Raw genomic sequence first — 17,071 nt, forward strand, 5'->3', positions numbered from 1 at the left:
TCGGATACGCATTATGTCGCAAATAGATTTGCAGCCGGGTTTTGACTTTCAACAAGCAGGTAAAGACGTCCTGGAAATTGAACGTGAAGGCCTCGCAGAGCTGGATCAATACATCAACGCCGACTTCACGCAGGCGTGCGAAAAAATGTTCTATTGCGCCGGGAAAGTGGTGGTGATGGGAATGGGCAAATCCGGCCATATCGGTAGAAAAATGGCTGCCACATTTGCCAGCACCGGAACCCCCTCTTTCTTTGTGCATCCGGGCGAAGCGGCCCATGGTGATCTGGGAATGGTCAGCCCGCAAGATGTGGTCATTGCGCTGTCAAACTCAGGAGAGTCAAACGAGATCCTCGCCTTAATTCCGGTTCTGAAGCGATTAAAAGTTTCGCTGATTTGCATGACCAGCCGGCCCGAAAGCAGCATGGCGCGTGCCGCAGATATTCATTTATGCGTGAAGGTGCCGAAAGAAGCCTGTCCACTGGGTCTGGCGCCAACGTCCAGCACCACGGCGGCGCTGGTGATGGGTGATGCGCTGGCAGTTGCGTTGCTGAAAGCGCGCGGTTTTACGGCGGAAGATTTCGCCTTATCGCATCCCGGCGGCGCGCTGGGTCGCAAACTGTTACTGCGCGTCAATGACATCATGCACACCGGTGACGAAATCCCCCATGTCAGCAAAAACGCCAGCCTGCGCGATGCACTGCTTGAAATCACGCGTAAAAACCTGGGTATGACGGTTATCTGCGATGATTTGATGAAAATTGAAGGCATCTTTACCGACGGCGACTTACGCCGCGTGTTCGATATGGGCGGCGATGTCCGCAGCATGGGCATTGCCGACGTCATGACGCCCGGCGGTGTTCGGGTACGTCCCAATACGCTGGCAGTGGATGCGCTGAATCTGATGCAATCCCGGCACATTACCTCCGTGTTGGTGGCCGATGGCGACCAGTTGCTCGGTGTGTTACATATGCACGATTTACTGCGCGCTGGCGTAGTGTAAAGAAGGACATAAGAATGAGTAATGCTGGCGCGTCGCTTGCAACCTGTTATGGGCCGGTAAGCACGCAAGTTATGGCGAAAGCGGAAAAAATACGCTTGTTGATTCTGGATGTGGACGGCGTGTTATCTGATGGGCTCATCTATATGGGCAACAACGGAGAAGAGCTGAAAGCATTTAATGTACGCGATGGCTACGGGATCCGCTGCGCGCTCACTTCCGATATCGAGGTTGCCATCATTACCGGGCGAAAAGCTAAACTAGTGGAAGATCGCTGCGAAACGCTAAAGATTAAGCACTTGTATCAAGGTCAGTCGGATAAACTGCTCGCTTACCGCGAGCTGCTGGCAAAACTGGCGCTTACCCCTGAGCAGGTTGCTTATGTGGGTGATGATTTGATCGACTGGCCAGTAATGGCGGAAATTGGTTTGAGCGTTGCCGTTGCCGATGCTCATCCGCTGCTACTTTCGCGCGTGGATTACGTTACGCGCATTAATGGCGGCCGAGGCGCAGTTCGTGAAGTCTGTGATTTGTTGTTGCTGGCGCAAGGCAAGCTGGATGTGGCCAAAGGGCAATCGATATGAGTAAAACCAGACGTTGGGTCATCATTCTGCTGGCGCTGGCCGCACTGATCCTGATAGGGATCAACCTGACGGCTCAGGATGAGCCGGATCCGGTCGCCACCAATACTGCCGACCCGACTTACAAAAGCCAACATACGGATACGGTGGTTTATAGCCCGGAAGGGGCGCTTAACTACCGTCTTATCGCGCAGAACGTGGAATACTTTTCTGCTGAAGGTGTGAGTTGGTTCGCGCAGCCAGTATTGACAACGTTCGACGAGAATAAGGTTCCAACCTGGTCGATAAAGTCAGACAAAGCAAAGCTGACCGATGACAAAATGCTTTATCTTTATGGACATGTTGAAGTTAATGCGCTGACGGCGGACGCCCAGCTGCGAAAAATCACCACGGATAACGCCCAGATTAACCTGGTAACGCAGGATGTTACCTCGAATGATCAGGTCACGTTGTACGGTACAACATTTAATTCCACCGGCCTGAAAATGCGCGGCAACTTACGCAGCAAAAACGCCGAGCTGATTGAAAAGGTTAGAAGCTTCTATGAAATTCAAAACAAACAAACGCAGCCTTAATCTTGTATTGGCCACCACGCTTTTGGCCGCCGCGCTTCCGGCGCTCGCCGTGACCGGGGATACCGATCAGCCTATCCATATCGACTCCGATCAGCAGTCGCTGGATATGCAGGGTAATGTCGTGACCTTCACTGGCAACGTCGTGGTAACCCAGGGAACAATTAAAATTAATGCCGACAAAGTCGTCGTTACCCGTCCGGGTGGTCAGCAAGGTAAAGAGATCATTGACGGTTACGGCAACCCGGCGACGTTTTACCAAATGCAGGACAATGGCAAACCCGTTAAGGGCCACTCCTCGCAGATGCATTACGAACTGGAAAAAGATTTCGTTGTGCTGACTGGTAACGCCTATCTGGAACAGCTGGATAGCAATATCACCGGTGACAAAATCACTTATCTGGTGAAAGAGCAGAAAATGCAGGCGTTCAGCGAAAAAGGCAAACGCGTGACCACCGTTCTGGTTCCGTCGCAGTTGCAGGATAAGAGCAACAAACAAACCCCGGCTCCAGCGCAAAAAAAGAGTAACTAATTCGTTATGGCAACATTAACTGCAAAGAATCTCGCCAAGGCTTATAAAGGCCGTCGCGTAGTTGAGGATGTCAGTCTGACCGTCAACTCTGGCGAAATCGTCGGCCTGCTTGGCCCTAACGGCGCAGGGAAAACCACCACCTTTTATATGGTGGTGGGTATTGTGTCGCGTGACGCCGGCAACATCATTATTGATGACGAAGATATCAGCCTGCTGCCGTTGCATGCGCGTGCGCGCCGCGGTATTGGTTACCTTCCGCAAGAAGCCTCGATTTTTCGCCGCCTGAGCGTCTACGATAACTTGATGGCCGTCCTGCAAATCCGTGATGACCTGACCACAGAGCAACGCGAAGATCGCGCCAATGAGCTGATGGAAGAGTTTCACATCGAACATCTGCGCGACAACATGGGCCAATCGCTCTCCGGTGGTGAACGTCGCCGTGTGGAAATCGCCCGCGCGCTGGCGGCGAACCCGAAATTTATCCTGCTGGATGAACCGTTTGCCGGCGTCGACCCGATCTCCGTTATTGATATCAAACGTATCATTGAGCACCTGCGTGACAGCGGCCTCGGCGTGCTGATTACTGACCATAACGTTCGTGAAACGCTGGCAGTGTGTGAGCGTGCTTATATCGTCAGTCAGGGGCATCTCATTGCGCATGGAACACCGCAGCAAATCCTTGAAGACGAACACGTTAAGCGCGTGTATCTTGGGGAAGACTTCAGACTCTGATAGGGTAGGGTTTATTGACGTTTTTTGTCGGAGAGTGCTGCTCTGAATATGAAGCAAGGTTTGCAACTAAGGCTTAGCCAACAGCTAGCCATGACGCCACAACTGCAACAGGCCATCCGTCTGCTGCAGTTGTCCACGTTGGAACTTCAGCAGGAACTTCAGCAAGCGCTGGAGAGTAATCCATTGCTGGAACAAACTGACCTTCACGAGGAAGTCGATAGCCAGCAGGTTCAGGAAAATGACGGTCTGGATACCGTTGACGCTCTTGAGCAAAAAGAGATGCCGGATGAGTTGCCGCTGGATGCCAGCTGGGATGAAATTTACACCGCTGGCACCCCTTCCGGCAGCAGCCACGACTACATTGACGATGAATTGCCTATCTATCAGGGCGAAACCACGCAGTCACTACAGGATTATCTGATGTGGCAGGTAGGGTTGACGCCCTTCTCTGACACCGATCGTGCTATCGCAACGTCGATTGTCGATGCCGTTGACGAAACAGGCTATCTCACCGTTTCGCTGGAAGAAGTGCTGGAAAGCATGGGCAATGACGACGTAGGGCTTGATGAAGTCGAGGCAGTGCTAAAACGCATTCAACGCTTCGATCCCGTTGGTGTTGCCGCACGAGATCTGCGCGATTGCCTGCTGATCCAGCTCTCGCAGTTCGCCAAAGAGACACCGTGGTGTGAAGAAGCCCGGCTTATCATTAGCGATCACCTGGATCTGCTCGCCAATCACGATTTCCGCACTCTGATGCGCGTGACGCGTCTGAAAGAAGAAGTACTGAAAGAGGCGGTAAATCTGATCCAGTCTCTGGATCCGCGCCCTGGTCAGTCGATCCAGACCAGCGAACCGGAATATGTGATTCCGGATGTTCTGGTGCGCAAACATAACGGCCGCTGGACGGTGGAGCTGAACTCCGACAGCATTCCACGTCTGCAAATCAACCAGCATTATGCCGCAATGGGCGGCGGCGCTCGTAACGATGCCGATAATCAGTTCATCCGCAGTAATTTGCAGGAAGCGAAGTGGTTGATCAAAAGCCTCGAGAGCCGCAACGACACGCTGTTGCGCGTTAGCCGCTGCATTGTGGAGCAGCAGCAAGCCTTTTTTGAACAAGGCGAAGAATTTATGAAACCGATGGTGCTGGCCGATATCGCCCAGGCCGTCGAGATGCACGAGTCGACGATTTCTCGTGTAACGACCCAGAAGTACCTGCACAGTCCTCGCGGCATTTTCGAGCTGAAGTATTTCTTCTCCAGCCATGTAAATACCGAAGGTGGTGGCGAAGCCTCCTCTACCGCTATTCGCGCGCTGGTGAAGAAATTGATCGCCGCAGAAAACCCTGCAAAACCGCTGAGCGACAGTAAGCTGACGACCCTGCTTTCCGATCAAGGAATCATGGTGGCGCGGCGTACCGTTGCGAAGTATCGAGAATCTTTATCCATTCCGCCGTCGAATCAGCGTAAACAGCTGGTTTGACCCAACCGATAAGGAAGACACTATGCAGCTTAACATCACAGGACAAAACGTCGAGATCACTGATGCTCTGCGTGAATTTGTGACCAATAAATTCGCCAAGCTTGAACAGTATTTCGAAAGGATTAATCAGGTCTATATTGTGTTGAAAGTGGAGAAAGTGACTCACACCTCGGATGCGACGCTCCATGTCAATGGCGGCGAGTTGCATGCCAGTGCGGAAGGGCAGGATATGTACGCTGCTATCGACGGTTTGATCGATAAACTGGCGCGGCAGCTCACGAAGCATAAAGATAAACTGAAACAGCACTAATTGTCCGAGCGTCCGTCTGGCGCGTTGCACCCTACCGCAACCCGGTAGGGTGGCTGGCTCTGGCGCCGCTCAGGTGAAATTATGATGAATAACGATTCCGCTCTTCAATTGAGCAATGTCCTTAACCAGGAATGTACCCGTAGCGGCGTTCACTGCCAGAGTAAAAAACGTGCTCTGGAAATCATCAGTGAACTGGCGGCAAAACAGTTAGGCTTACCGCCACAAGTCGTCTTTGAAGCGATTCTTACGCGCGAGAAAATGGGCAGCACCGGCATTGGAAACGGTATCGCCATTCCTCACGGTAAGCTTGAAGAAGACACGCTTCGCGCCGTTGGCGTTTTTGTGCAACTCGAAACGCCCATTGCCTTCGACGCTATCGATAATCAGCCTGTCGATCTGCTGTTTGCCCTGTTGGTGCCAGCGGATCAAACCAAAACGCATCTGCATACGCTCTCGCTGGTCGCCAAAAGGCTGGCGGACAAGACTATCTGCCGGCGCCTGCGCAGCGCGCAAAGTGATGAAGAGCTATATCAAATCATCACGCAGACGGAAGGTGAAAGCGACGATGCGTAACGGGAAGGAAACCTTTTTATCAGTTGTACTGAGGAGAAATGGTTCATGGTCCTGATGATCGTCAGTGGTCGTTCGGGTTCAGGGAAATCCGTCGCTCTGCGCGCCCTGGAAGATATGGGTTTTTATTGCGTCGACAACCTGCCGGTCGTACTACTGCCGGAGCTGGCGCAGACGCTTGCCGAGCGCCAGACTTCCGCTGCTGTCAGTATCGATGTGCGAAATATGCCGGAGTCACCGGAAATTTTTGAACAGGCGATGAGCAATCTGCCGGATGCCTTTTCACCGCAGTTATTGTTTCTCGATGCCGATCGCAACACGCTCATCCGCCGTTACAGCGATACGCGTCGCCTGCATCCACTTTCCAGTAAAAATCTGTCGCTTGAAAGCGCGATTGACGAAGAGAGCAACTTGCTGGAGCCGCTGCGTTCACGTGCGGATCTGATTGTCGATACGTCGGAAATGTCGGTGCATGAGCTGGCAGAAATGCTGCGTACGCGCCTGTTAGGTAAGCGCGAACGTGAACTGACCATGGTGTTTGAATCCTTCGGTTTCAAACATGGTATTCCTATCGATGCGGATTACGTCTTTGACGTTCGCTTCCTGCCGAACCCGCACTGGGATCCTAAATTGCGCCCGATGACCGGCCTCGACAAACCCGTTGCGGCGTTCCTCGACAGACATACGGAAGTGCACAATTTTATCTACCAGACGCGTAGTTATCTCGAGTTGTGGCTACCGATGCTGGAGACCAACAACCGTAGTTACCTGACCGTGGCCATCGGTTGTACCGGTGGTAAACATCGCTCCGTCTATGTCGCCGAACAACTGGCGGATTATTTCCGCTCGCGCGGTAAGAACGTTCAATCCCGTCACCGTACGCTGGAAAAACGCAAAACATGACCGTAAAACAAACCGTTGAGATCACCAATAAGCTGGGGATGCATGCACGCCCGGCCATGAAACTGTTTGAACTGGTACAGGGCTTCGATGCGGAAGTGCTGCTGCGCAATGATGAAGGCACCGAAGCAGAAGCCAGCAGCGTGATTGCGCTGCTGATGCTGGATTCTGCAAAAGGTCGGCAAATTGAAGTGGAGGCCAGCGGCCCGCAGGAAGAAGAAGCGCTGGCAGCGGTGATTGCACTGTTTAACGCCGGGTTTGATGAAGATTAATTTAGTACAACTTGTTGCGCGCTAAGAACGCTTCCCCACCCAGTTGCCGCATCTGCCGCAGGATCCATGCCTGACGGCTGCGTACATAGCCAGAGGGCGCGGCGGCCTGAAAACGAATCGGATTTGGCAATACGGCGGCCAGTAGCGCCGCTTCTGACATGGTTAAGCGGCTCGCCGGTTTATGAAAATAGCGCTGCGAGGCCTCCTCGACACCAAATATGCCGTCCCCGAACTCTGCGATATTCAGGTACACGGTCAGGATCCGCCGCTTGGTCCACACGGCTTCCATCCCTAGCGTCAGCCCTGCTTCCAGCCCTTTGCGCACCCAGCTTTTTCCATCCCATAGCAGCAGGTTTTTCACCGTCTGTTGTGAGATCGTCGAGGCACCGCGAATACGGTTCTCATGCCGCTCGTTATGTGAGAGCGCTTTCTCAATGGCGCTAAAATCCAGCCCCCAGTGTTCAGGAAAACGCTGATCTTCAGCGGCCACCACGGCCAGCGCCATCCACGGCGAAATATCATCCATACCGACCCAGTCGGAATGCGCGACATAGCCAAAGTCGCCGCTAAACCACGCACCCAACTGGCGTTCCACCATCACAGCGGAAAAAGGAACCGGCAGGAAACTGAACAGCACAATGCCGCCCCCCCAGAAGAGCGCCAGTACGCATAACACCCGCAGAGCAATACGCTTGAAGGTGGCTTTCAGCGGACCGCGAAACCATTTCCTCATTCGGCCAGCACCAGCACGCGCGCTACCAGCTTTTCGATACCGGAAGCAGCCTGCGCGATGTCCTCCGCCAGCATATATGCAGGCGTCGTTACTACTTTGTGTTCTTCGTCGACAACAATATCGTCGACCGGACAAGGCACATGCTCGGCCCCCATCTCTTCCAGCACTTCTGCGGTATCAATATCCGTGCCGATCGTCAGGCGTAGTGGAAAATCGAAAATTTTCGGCAACATCGCCGGTGCGATGCACATAAAACCGAGCGGTTTTCCTGCCTCATGCATCTCCAGCGCCAGCGTTTTAAGACTGCTGTCAACGGTGCATTCACTGCCGAGGCTGGCAAAGTTACTGAGGTTTTTCGCCGCGCCAAAACCACCCGGTACAATCAGCGCATCCAGATCGTTTGCAGATGCCTGCGATAACGGCTGGACATTGCCACGGGCAATACGGGCGGCTTCAATCAGTACATTACGTCGCTCAGCCAGCGTTTCGCCCGTGACGTGATTAACCACATCGCTTTGCCATTTATCGGGGGCGAAACAGACCGCCTGCGCACCATGACGGGCAATGGCTAACAGCGTAATCACCGCTTCATGAATCTCCGAGCCGTCATACACGCCTGCGCCGCTGAGAATCACGCCGACTTTTTTCATTTTGCTCATCCTTTATGCAACGTACTAACATACTGACGATAATTAAAAATTTTGATAAGGGAGCCTTGCTTCACACATTTCACTGATTGATGTAACAAATCATTTAAGATTTGCTATCTTATGTGCGTGTGGTCGAATTTTTTCAGGCTACGCCCTTGCAAAAAAACAACTCAATTACGGCGCAGCCACGATTTCCCTGGTGTTGGCGCAGTATTCGCGCACCCCGGTTAATCCGGGGTCATTTTTTTCCAGCGTCCGCTACCCAGGCTTTTAACACCGCCACATCGTTGCGCCACTCCTGCTTCATCTCTTCCACCCAGTCACCGACGTTATCCCACCACGCAGGCAGATCGGGAGACTGAATCTGCTGACCAAGCTGTTGCAAATGACGCAGCCCGACAGAACCCGCAGCGCCTTTAATTTTATGGCCCTCTTCCACAATCCCTTTTTGGTCGCGCGCGGTCAGGTTTGACTCAAGCACGCTCAAATAGCCCGGCATCATTTTTTCAAACACATCCAGCCCGTCGGTAATTAATTTCGGCCCGACCAGCTCGATATATTGCTCAAGCATGGCGGTATCAAGCAGCGTTTGTACTTTACTGTTGTCCATGGTTGTCACCGGTTCCTCCTCACTTTCACTCGCATCCCAGAACTTTTTAATCATGGCAGTTAATGCCGGGACTGCCAGCGGTTTGCTTAATACATCATCCATGCCCGCATCGAGGTATTCCTGTTTGTCTTTCAGCACGTTGGCGGTAAGCGCCACCAGCGGCGGTAACTCCTCACGCGCGTAACGGCGGGTCAACTCCCGTGAAATATCCAGCCCGGTCATATCCGGCAACTGAATGTCCAGCAACACCAAATCGTATTCACCCGGCGTGAACATCTCCAGCGCGGCAGTGCCGGTCATGGCGACATCCACGCTGCTGCCCAGTTTTTCCAGCACCGAACGTGCGACAATCACGTTCAGCTCGATATCTTCTACCAGCAGCACATGTAACGCCGGAAGCGGCATATCATCATCTTCAAACGCGTCTTCAACTTCTTCCGCCACCGCCGGTGCGTGGATGGTCAGCGTAAATATCGAACCCGCCCCCGGCTCACTGCTGACGGTAATGTCACCGCCCATGTTCTTCGCCAGACGGCGTGAAACGGCCAGGCCAATGCCGGTGCCCGTCGCCGGTTTACCGCCGTGGCTGTCTTTCACCTGGTAATACATGGCGAAAATTTTATCCTGCTCATCGCGCGGAATACCGATCCCGGAATCCTGCACTTCAAAGTGCAGCATATCGCCTTCGTCGTAACGCACGCGCACCTCCACCTGCCCTTCACGGGTAAATTTGACGGCGTTACTGATAAGGTTCCACAGGATCTGGCGCAAACGCGTACCGTCCGTAATCACCTGATGCGGCAGCGGCAACGTGGGCTCAAGGACAAAGCGCAACCCTTTCTGGTGCGCCTGCAGGGCGGAGAGGTTTTCCAGATCGGCCAGGAAGCTGGTGAAATCAAGCGGTTGGTTATCCAACTGAACTTTGCGCCGCTCCATTTTATCCATGTCGATAATATCGTTGAAAATATTGCCGAGCGTTACGGCGGAGACATGGATTGTCTTCAGGTATTTTTCCTGCTCTTGCGTTAAATCGGTGTCCAACAGGATCCGGCTTAACCCAACAATGCCATTCAGCGGCGTACGCAGTTCGTGGCTGATAGTGGAAATAAAGGTAGTCTTATCCCGGCTGGCGCGCTCAAGCGCGTCCTGGTAGCGTTTACGCTCAGTGATATCGCGACCAAAGCCCATCAGTCCGTGGCGTTTACCCACGCGATCGTAATAAGGCACTTTGCGGATCTCGAAACAGGCTTTGCGGCCGTCCGGATAATCCAGCCATTGTTCGTAGGTTAAAGAGACGTTGTGACGGAAGACTTTCTCGTCGGTCTCGATCACTTTTTCCGCCGCTTCCGGGGAATAGACATCCTGCGGTTTAAGATGAATAAGCTGTTTCTCGCTCTTACCGGTTAGCAGCTCCATCGCCCGGTTACAGCCGGAGAACTCTTTATCTTCGTTGCGATAGAACACCAGATCCGGCGAGGCGTCGAGGAAGGAACGCAGAAAAGAGGATTGCTGTTCGAGCTGGATTTGCGTCTGCTCACGCTCCTGCATCTCTATTTTTAACTGTTCAAAGGTTTCCTGGCGCTCTGCTTCCGCTTTCTCGCGGTCGCTGATCTCCTGGTTAAGCTTGGCAATATTGTCTTTCAACTGCACATTGAGCTTCAGGTCACGCTCGCGCATCTCCTCCAGTTTCTCAACCAGGCGCGACAAACGCTGGCGCGACTCTTCGAGCTGCTCAACCACTACCGATAAGAAATAGACCGCCCACGGCGTAATCAGCAGGCCAAAAAAGATGGAGCGAATAACATCAATGCTTTCCACTTGCCCCTGCAACACCATGGTAACGGCCATTTGCACCACGATGGCCAGCACCACTAGCGCCAACGCAAGCAACATGGAAAAACGCACCAGACCCAGCTTCATCATCAGGTCGACGTAATATTGCGCCAGTAAACGGATTTGCTTCATAGAGATTTCCTCGAACAATTCCGCTCAATAATACTCAATTCTGAGCAAGGCGTTGAAGCTTGTGCGAAAAATGCAGAGGTGATTAGCGTTTCGCGATGAGATCAGACGGGAAATTGCCAGCAACGGCCCAGCGCAGAACCTTGTCCACCCTGCTCTTTCAGGTAACGATCCAGCTCTACCATTCCCGTCCAGCGGTTTTCACACCACAGCGGGGCAAGCAGTGTCGGGCGGCGTGCGCTGGCGGAAACACGGTGGAAAATCACCTCCGGCGGCGTATGGCGAATCATTTCGCCGGCGATCACGGTGTACTCTTCCAGCCCTATTCCATTCAGGCGCCCCGCCTCCCATGCCTTCGCCATAATGCTGCCTTTCACAATATGTAAAGGATGGAGCTTGATGCCGTCGACGCCGGTCTCTACGACACGCTGTATCGTCTCCAGGCACTCCACTTGGCGTTCGCCGGGTAAGCCGACGATAAGATGCGCGCAGACTTTCAGGCCGCGCTCACGGGCTTGCTGTGTTGTGTGTTGATAACAGGCGAAGTCGTGCCCGCGATTGATACGATGCAGCGTTTTATCATGCGCGGTCTGCAAACCCAGCTCCAGCCACACTTCATAGCCCTGCTCGCGGTATTCGCACAGCAAATCCAGCACAGCTTCCGGTACGCAATCCGGACGTGTTCCCACGCATAAACCGACAATGTTCGCCTGGCTAACGGCCTGCTGGTACATCGAGCGCAGCACCTGCACTTCCGCCCAGGTGCTGGTGTATGCCTGGAAATAAGCGAGATAACGCCGGGCGCGATTCACCAACTGCGCCTGGTGAGCAAGCTGTGCGGCAATAGATTGATGCTGCTGCGTTTCGTCAGCAAAAGAGGCGACATTACAGAAAGTGCAACCGCCGCGACCAAGGGTGCCATCGCGATTAGGGCAGCTAAAGCCGCCATGTAAGGTCAGTTTATGGACTTTTTCGCCATAGCGGCGGGCAAGATCCCCACCAAACATATTGACTAATTTCTGTAACTGCATAATCTGAGAGGCCGCCCAAATAAAAGGGCGTAGCCTGCCACTTTTAGCTTTCGTCGGCGATGACCTGGATCAATCGCCCGGGAAGGCTTTTATTCATTGCATAATCAGTCAATATAATCGCAATTTCATTCACCCTAAAGACGATTACTTTTCCTTATGTCGCTGCGTTATTTTGCAGAAATACTATCACCCGTGAAAAACAGTGTGTTCATGCGACTCCAGGGCGCATAGCAGAATAAAAATCTGCCATTAAAACCTCACTCAGAATAGAACATCATAAACAGCGCTTTTAGATAGTGAGTCAGATCACACTATGCTGCCGCTTAGTAACGCGTTCATTGAATGTAAAAATCATTAAATAACCATAAAAATCAATTATATAAATATGTTTTAGCACTTTTTTGTATAAATAAGCTCGGCATTTGACCTGTGTACGGATTCCCGATAACTTGGGAATCCGCTGGAAGCTTTCTGGATGAGCAGTCTGCTCATCATATTTATGCAGTAATTGAGATTCCCTCTTAAGCAAGTCCTCAACACTTGTGTATCGATGCGAAAAGGAAATTAAAGAGGGCGACATGCGAGGCAATTGCCCCGTCGCCATGCTCTTTTTGTGCCTGTGCGTAACGTTCTGGAGGGCTCTCGTAGAGCCTGGGGAGGTTCACTGATATGTTGTACGATAAATCTCTTGAGAGAGATAACTGTGGTTTCGGCCTGATCGCCCACATAGAAGGCGAACCTAGCCACAAGGTAGTGCGTACCGCTATTCACGCACTGGCCCGAATGCAGCACCGTGGCGCGATCCTCGCTGACGGCAAAACCGGTGACGGTTGCGGCCTGCTGCTGCAAAAACCCGATCGTTTTTTCCGTATCGTTGCGGAAGAACGCGGCTGGCGTTTAGCCAAAAACTACGCCGTTGGTATGCTGTTCCTGAACCAGGATCCCGATAAAGCCAACGCGTCGCGCCGTATCGTAGAAGAAGAACTTCAACGTGAAACCCTGTCGATTGTCGGCTGGCGCGACGTGCCAACCAACGAAGGGGTGCTCGGTGAAATCGCCCTCTCCTCGCTGCCTCGTATTGAGCAAATTTTTGTTAACGCCCCGGCGGGCTGGCGTCCGCGCGATATGGAGCGTCGCCTGTTTATCGCCCGTCGTCGTATCGAAAAGCGCCTGCAGGAAGATAAAGAGTTCTACGTATGTAGTCTCTCGAATCTGGTGAACATCTATAAAGGTCTGTGTATGCCGGCGGATCTGCCGCGCTTCTACCTGGACCTGGCGGATCTGCGTCTGGAATCGGCCATTTGCCTGTTCCACCAGCGCTTCTCCACCAACACTGTACCGCGCTGGCCGCTGGCGCAGCCGTTCCGCTACCTGGCGCACAATGGTGAAATCAACACCATTACCGGTAACCGCCAGTGGGCACGCGCACGTACTTACAAATTCCAGACGCCGCTGATCCCGGATCTGCATGACGCCGCGCCATTCGTCAACGAAACTGGCTCCGACTCCAGCTCCATGGATAACATGCTCGAACTGCTGCTGGCTGGCGGGATGGATATTGTACGCGCCATGCGTTTGCTGGTGCCGCCAGCATGGCAGAACAACCCGGAGATGGATCCAGATCTGCGCAGCTTCTTTGACTTTAACTCCATGCATATGGAACCGTGGGACGGCCCGGCGGGCATCGTGATGTCCGATGGTCGCTTCGCCGCCTGTAACCTCGACCGTAACGGCCTGCGCCCGGCGCGCTACGTCATCACTAAAGACAAGCTCATCACCTGCGCCTCTGAAGTGGGGATTTGGGATTATCAGCCGGATGAAGTGGTCGAAAAAGGTCGCGTTGGCCCTGGCGAGCTGATGGTTATCGATACTCGCGGTGGGCGTATTCTGCACTCCGCTGAAACCGATGACGATCTGAAAAGCCGCCACCCGTACAAAGAGTGGATGGAGAAAAACGTCCGCCGTCTGGTGCCGTTCGAAGACCTGCCGGATGAAGAAGTCGGCGCCCGCGAACTGGACGACGACCTGCTGGCAAGCTACCAGAAACAGTTTAATTACAGCTTCGAAGAGCTGGATTCAGTGATTCGTGTGCTGGGTGAAAACGGCCAGGAAGCGGTCGGCTCAATGGGCGATGACACGCCGTTTGCCGTGCTCTCCAGCCAGCCGCGCATTATTTATGACTACTTCCGCCAGCAGTTCGCACAGGTCACCAACCCGCCTATCGATCCACTGCGTGAAGCGCACGTGATGTCGCTGGCGACCAGCATTGGCCGCGAGATGAACGTCTTCTGCGAAGCGGAAGGCCAGGCCCACCGTTTGAGCTTTAAATCGCCGATCCTGCTGTTCTCTGATTTCAAACAGCTGACGACGATGAAAGAGGAACACTATCGCGCCGATAAGCTGGATATCACTTTCGACGTGACGGAAACCACGCTGGAAGAGACCATCAAAGCGCTGTGCGACAAAGCCGAGCAGATGGTGCGTAACGGCACGGTTCTGCTGGTGCTCTCTGACCGTAATATCGCCAAAAACCGTCTGCCGGTTCCGGCGCCGATGGCCGTTGGCGCGATTCAGACCCGCCTGGTGGATAAGAGCCTGCGCTGCGACGCCAACATTATTGTCGAAACCGCAAGCGCCCGTGATCCGCACCACTTCGCGGTGCTGCTGGGCTTCGGCGCGACGGCAATCTACCCGTACCTGGCCTATGAGACGCTGGCGAAACTGGTGGACAGCAAAGCCATCGAAAAAGATTACCGCACGGTGATGCTGAACTACCGTAACGGCATCAACAAAGGGCTGTACAAGATCATGTCCAAAATGGGCATTTCGACTATCGCCTCTTACCGCTGTTCGAAACTGTTTGAAGCCGTCGGCCTGCACGATGACGTGTCCGGGCTGTGCTTCCAGGGTGTGGTCAGCCGTATCGGCGGCGCAGGCTTTGCCGATTTCCAGCAGGATCTGCTGAACCTTTCCAAACGTGCATGGCTGGCGCGTAAGCCGCTGGAGCAAGGTGGTTTGCTGAAATATGTCCACGGCGGCGAGTACCATGCGTACAACCCTGATGTGGTGCGTACGCTGCAACAAGCGGTACAGAGCGGCGAATACAGCGATTATCAGCAATATGCGAAGCTGGTAAACGAGCGCCCGGCGGCAACGCTGCGCGATCTGCTGGCGATTACGCCAAACGGCGAAGCGGTGAGCCTGAAAGATGTTGAACCGGCGACGGAGCTGTTTAAACGCTTCGATACCGCAGCGATGTCCATCGGCGCGCTGAGCCCGGAAGCGCACGAAGCACTGGCGGAAGCGATGAACAGCCTTGGCGGTTTTTCTAACTCCGGCGAAGGCGGCGAAGATCCGGCGCGCTACGGCACCAATAAAGTGTCGCGCATCAAACAGGTGGCCTCCGGTCGTTTTGGCGTTACGCCTGCGTATCTGGTCAACGCGGATGTTATTCAGATCAAAGTGGCTCAGGGGGCAAAACCGGGCGAAGGTGGTCAGTTACCGGGTGATAAAGTCACGCCGTACATCGCCAAACTGCGCTACTCCGTGCCTGGCGTTACGCTTATTTCCCCGCCGCCGCACCACGATATTTACTCTATCGAGGATCTGGCGCAGCTGATTTTCGACCTGAAACAGGTCAACCCGAAAGCGATGATCTCCGTCAAACTGGTTTCCGAACCGGGCGTTGGCACCATCGCGACCGGCGTGGCGAAAGCCTACGCTGACCTTATCACTATCGCCGGTTATGACGGTGGTACCGGCGCAAGCCCGCTCTCTTCGGTGAAATATGCCGGCTGTCCGTGGGAGCTTGGTCTGGTTGAAACCCAACAGGCACTGGTGGCTAACGGCCTGCGTCATAAGATCCGTTTGCAGGTGGATGGCGGTCTGAAAACCGGCCAGGACATCATCAAAGCGGCGATTCTGGGGGCGGAAAGCTTTGGTTTCGGTACCGGCCCGATGGTGGCGCTGGGCTGTAAATATCTGCGAATTTGTCACCTGAACAACTGCGCGACCGGTGTGGCAACCCAGGACGAGAAGCTGCGTAAAAACCACTATCACGGCCTGCCGTTCAAAGTGACCAACTACTTTGAATTTATCGCCCGTGAAACCCGCGAGCTGATGGCGCAACTGGGCGTGAAACGTCTGGTGGATCTGATTGGTCGCACCGACCTGCTCAAAGAGCTTGATGGCTTTACCGCCAAGCAGCAAAAACTGGATCTGTCGAAACTGCTGGAGACGGCAGAACCGCACCCAGGTAAAGCGCTGTACTGCACCGAGCACAACCCGCCGTTTGATAATGGCGTACTGAATGCGCAGTTGCTGCAACAGGCGAAACCGTTTGTCGATGAGAAGCAGAGCAAAACCTTCTGGTTCGATATTCGCAACACCGATCGTTCCGTCGGCGCGCTGTTGTCGGGTTATATCGCGCAGACGCATGGCGACCAAGGGCTGGCGGCAGATCCGATCAAGGCACACTTTAGCGGCACAGCAGGCCAGAGCTTCGGCGTATGGAACGCAGGCGGCGTGGAGCTGTATCTGACGGGCGACGCTAACGACTATGTGGGTAAAGGTATGGCTGGCGGCTTGCTGGCAGTACGTCCGCCGGTGGGTTCTGCTTTCCGCAGCCACGAAGCGAGCATTATTGGTAACACCTGCCTGTATGGCGCAACCGGCGGTCGTTTGTACGCCGCAGGCCGTGCGGGTGAGCGTTTCGCGGTCCGTAACTCTGGCGCTATCACCGTGGTGGAAGGTATCGGCGATAACGGCTGTGAATACATGACCGGCGGCATTGTCTGCGTATTGGGTCGAACCGGTGTTAACTTTGGCGCGGGGATGACGGGCGGTTTCGCCTATGTACTGGATGAAGATGGTGAATTCCGTAAACGCGTGAACCCGGAGCTGGTGGAAGTGCTGAGCGTCGATGACCTCGCCATCCACGAAGAGCACTTGCGTGGTCTTATCACCGAGCATGTGCAGCATACCGGTTCGCAGCGCGGTGAAGAGATCCTGGCGAACTGGCCAGCCTTCTCCAGCAAATTCGCGCTGGTTAAGCCGAAGTCCAGCGATGTGAAAGCACTGTTGGGTCACCGTAGTCGTAGCGCAGCAGAGCTGCGTGTGCAGGCGCAGTAAGGGGTAG

15 protein-coding genes are annotated in these 17,071 nt (G+C 53.9%); 11 read left to right on the plus strand and 4 right to left on the minus strand.

Going from position 1 to position 17,071, the window contains the following annotated elements:
* The first annotated feature begins 13 nt into the window (after positions 1–13).
* The 10 genes from kdsD to npr all read left to right on the plus strand — a co-directional run bounded on the left by kdsD (position 14) and on the right by npr (position 6,948).
* Positions 14–1,000 carry an arabinose-5-phosphate isomerase KdsD gene (kdsD, locus tag IP581_RS20645; RefSeq protein WP_017457326.1) on the plus strand — a complete coding sequence of 329 codons (987 nt, stop codon included), beginning with the start codon at positions 14–16 and terminating at the stop codon, positions 998–1,000.
* Positions 1,001–1,014: 14 nt separating this feature from the next.
* Complete coding sequence (gene kdsC / locus IP581_RS20650; RefSeq protein ID WP_193821267.1) at positions 1,015–1,581, plus strand: 3-deoxy-manno-octulosonate-8-phosphatase KdsC; 567 nt, start codon at positions 1,015–1,017, stop codon at positions 1,579–1,581.
* The gene (gene lptC / locus IP581_RS20655; protein ID WP_086870060.1) at positions 1,578–2,153 is read left to right on the plus strand and encodes an LPS export ABC transporter periplasmic protein LptC; all 576 of its coding nucleotides are present in this window, start codon (positions 1,578–1,580) and stop codon (positions 2,151–2,153) included. Before kdsC ends, lptC begins: the two co-directional genes overlap by 4 nt.
* Positions 2,122–2,682, plus strand: coding sequence for a lipopolysaccharide ABC transporter substrate-binding protein LptA (gene lptA, locus IP581_RS20660; protein ID WP_131407815.1), 561 nt, complete (start codon positions 2,122–2,124; stop codon positions 2,680–2,682). Before lptC ends, lptA begins: the two co-directional genes overlap by 32 nt.
* 6 nt (positions 2,683–2,688) lie before the next feature.
* Positions 2,689–3,414: an LPS export ABC transporter ATP-binding protein gene (gene lptB, locus IP581_RS20665; protein WP_086870057.1), complete on the plus strand. Its 726-nt coding sequence runs from the start codon at positions 2,689–2,691 to the stop codon at positions 3,412–3,414.
* A 48-nt stretch (positions 3,415–3,462) separates the two neighbouring features.
* Positions 3,463–4,896: an RNA polymerase factor sigma-54 gene (rpoN, locus tag IP581_RS20670; protein ID WP_086870055.1), complete on the plus strand. Its 1,434-nt coding sequence runs from the start codon at positions 3,463–3,465 to the stop codon at positions 4,894–4,896.
* A gap of 22 nt (positions 4,897–4,918) precedes the next feature.
* Entirely contained in the window at positions 4,919–5,206 is a 288-nt protein-coding gene (hpf, locus tag IP581_RS20675) for a ribosome hibernation promoting factor (protein WP_020455445.1), read from the plus strand.
* Positions 5,207–5,287: 81 nt separating this feature from the next.
* A complete protein-coding gene (gene ptsN, locus IP581_RS20680) occupies positions 5,288–5,779 on the plus strand; it encodes a PTS IIA-like nitrogen regulatory protein PtsN (protein WP_017457319.1) in 492 nt (163 codons plus the stop codon).
* 45 nt (positions 5,780–5,824) lie between these two features.
* Positions 5,825–6,679, plus strand: a complete 855-nt coding sequence (gene rapZ, locus IP581_RS20685) for an RNase adapter RapZ (RefSeq protein WP_017457318.1) — start codon at positions 5,825–5,827, stop codon at positions 6,677–6,679.
* Positions 6,676–6,948: a PTS phosphocarrier protein NPr gene (gene npr, locus IP581_RS20690; RefSeq protein ID WP_007369893.1), complete on the plus strand. Its 273-nt coding sequence runs from the start codon at positions 6,676–6,678 to the stop codon at positions 6,946–6,948. Before rapZ ends, npr begins: the two co-directional genes overlap by 4 nt.
* Position 6,949: 1 nt before the next feature.
* On the opposite strand, the gene mtgA is transcribed toward npr, so the two are convergent.
* The 4 genes from mtgA to IP581_RS20710 form a co-directional block, all read right to left on the minus strand.
* Positions 6,950–7,681: a monofunctional biosynthetic peptidoglycan transglycosylase gene (gene mtgA / locus IP581_RS20695; protein WP_193821268.1), complete on the minus strand. Its 732-nt coding sequence runs from the start codon at positions 7,679–7,681 to the stop codon at positions 6,950–6,952.
* Positions 7,678–8,331 (minus strand): isoprenoid biosynthesis glyoxalase ElbB, encoded by a 654-nt coding sequence (gene elbB / locus IP581_RS20700; protein WP_086870051.1) that lies wholly within the window; start codon positions 8,329–8,331, stop codon positions 7,678–7,680. Before elbB ends, mtgA begins: the two co-directional genes overlap by 4 nt.
* A gap of 238 nt (positions 8,332–8,569) precedes the next feature.
* Positions 8,570–10,906: an aerobic respiration two-component sensor histidine kinase ArcB gene (arcB, locus tag IP581_RS20705; RefSeq protein ID WP_086870049.1), complete on the minus strand. Its 2,337-nt coding sequence runs from the start codon at positions 10,904–10,906 to the stop codon at positions 8,570–8,572.
* Between the two features lie 101 nt (positions 10,907–11,007).
* Positions 11,008–11,934, minus strand: coding sequence for a TIGR01212 family radical SAM protein (locus tag IP581_RS20710; protein WP_193821269.1), 927 nt, complete (start codon positions 11,932–11,934; stop codon positions 11,008–11,010).
* Positions 11,935–12,603: 669 nt separating this feature from the next.
* Here IP581_RS20710 and gltB point away from each other — a divergent pair.
* Positions 12,604–17,064, plus strand: a complete 4,461-nt coding sequence (gene gltB / locus IP581_RS20715) for a glutamate synthase large subunit (protein ID WP_193821270.1) — start codon at positions 12,604–12,606, stop codon at positions 17,062–17,064.
* Positions 17,065–17,071 lie beyond the last annotated feature (7 nt).

Origin of the sequence: Kosakonia pseudosacchari (assembly GCF_015167415.1) — a bacterium.
GTDB classification, from domain to species: Bacteria; Pseudomonadota; Gammaproteobacteria; order Enterobacterales; family Enterobacteriaceae; genus Kosakonia; species Kosakonia pseudosacchari.

Coding starts and splice junctions, on each gene's coding strand:
- kdsD (WP_017457326.1), top strand. CDS start 14: ATGTCGCAAATAGATTTGCAGCCGGGTTTTGACTTTCAACAAGCAGGT.
- kdsC (WP_193821267.1), top strand. CDS start 1,015: ATGAGTAATGCTGGCGCGTCGCTTGCAACCTGTTATGGGCCGGTAAGC.
- lptC (WP_086870060.1), top strand. CDS start 1,578: ATGAGTAAAACCAGACGTTGGGTCATCATTCTGCTGGCGCTGGCCGCA.
- lptA (WP_131407815.1), top strand. CDS start 2,122: ATGAAATTCAAAACAAACAAACGCAGCCTTAATCTTGTATTGGCCACC.
- lptB (WP_086870057.1), top strand. CDS start 2,689: ATGGCAACATTAACTGCAAAGAATCTCGCCAAGGCTTATAAAGGCCGT.
- rpoN (WP_086870055.1), top strand. CDS start 3,463: ATGAAGCAAGGTTTGCAACTAAGGCTTAGCCAACAGCTAGCCATGACG.
- hpf (WP_020455445.1), top strand. CDS start 4,919: ATGCAGCTTAACATCACAGGACAAAACGTCGAGATCACTGATGCTCTG.
- ptsN (WP_017457319.1), top strand. CDS start 5,288: ATGATGAATAACGATTCCGCTCTTCAATTGAGCAATGTCCTTAACCAG.
- rapZ (WP_017457318.1), top strand. CDS start 5,825: ATGGTCCTGATGATCGTCAGTGGTCGTTCGGGTTCAGGGAAATCCGTC.
- npr (WP_007369893.1), top strand. CDS start 6,676: ATGACCGTAAAACAAACCGTTGAGATCACCAATAAGCTGGGGATGCAT.
- mtgA (WP_193821268.1), bottom strand. CDS start 7,681: ATGAGGAAATGGTTTCGCGGTCCGCTGAAAGCCACCTTCAAGCGTATT.
- elbB (WP_086870051.1), bottom strand. CDS start 8,331: ATGAAAAAAGTCGGCGTGATTCTCAGCGGCGCAGGCGTGTATGACGGC.
- arcB (WP_086870049.1), bottom strand. CDS start 10,906: ATGAAGCAAATCCGTTTACTGGCGCAATATTACGTCGACCTGATGATG.
- IP581_RS20710 (WP_193821269.1), bottom strand. CDS start 11,934: ATGCAGTTACAGAAATTAGTCAATATGTTTGGTGGGGATCTTGCCCGC.
- gltB (WP_193821270.1), top strand. CDS start 12,604: ATGTTGTACGATAAATCTCTTGAGAGAGATAACTGTGGTTTCGGCCTG.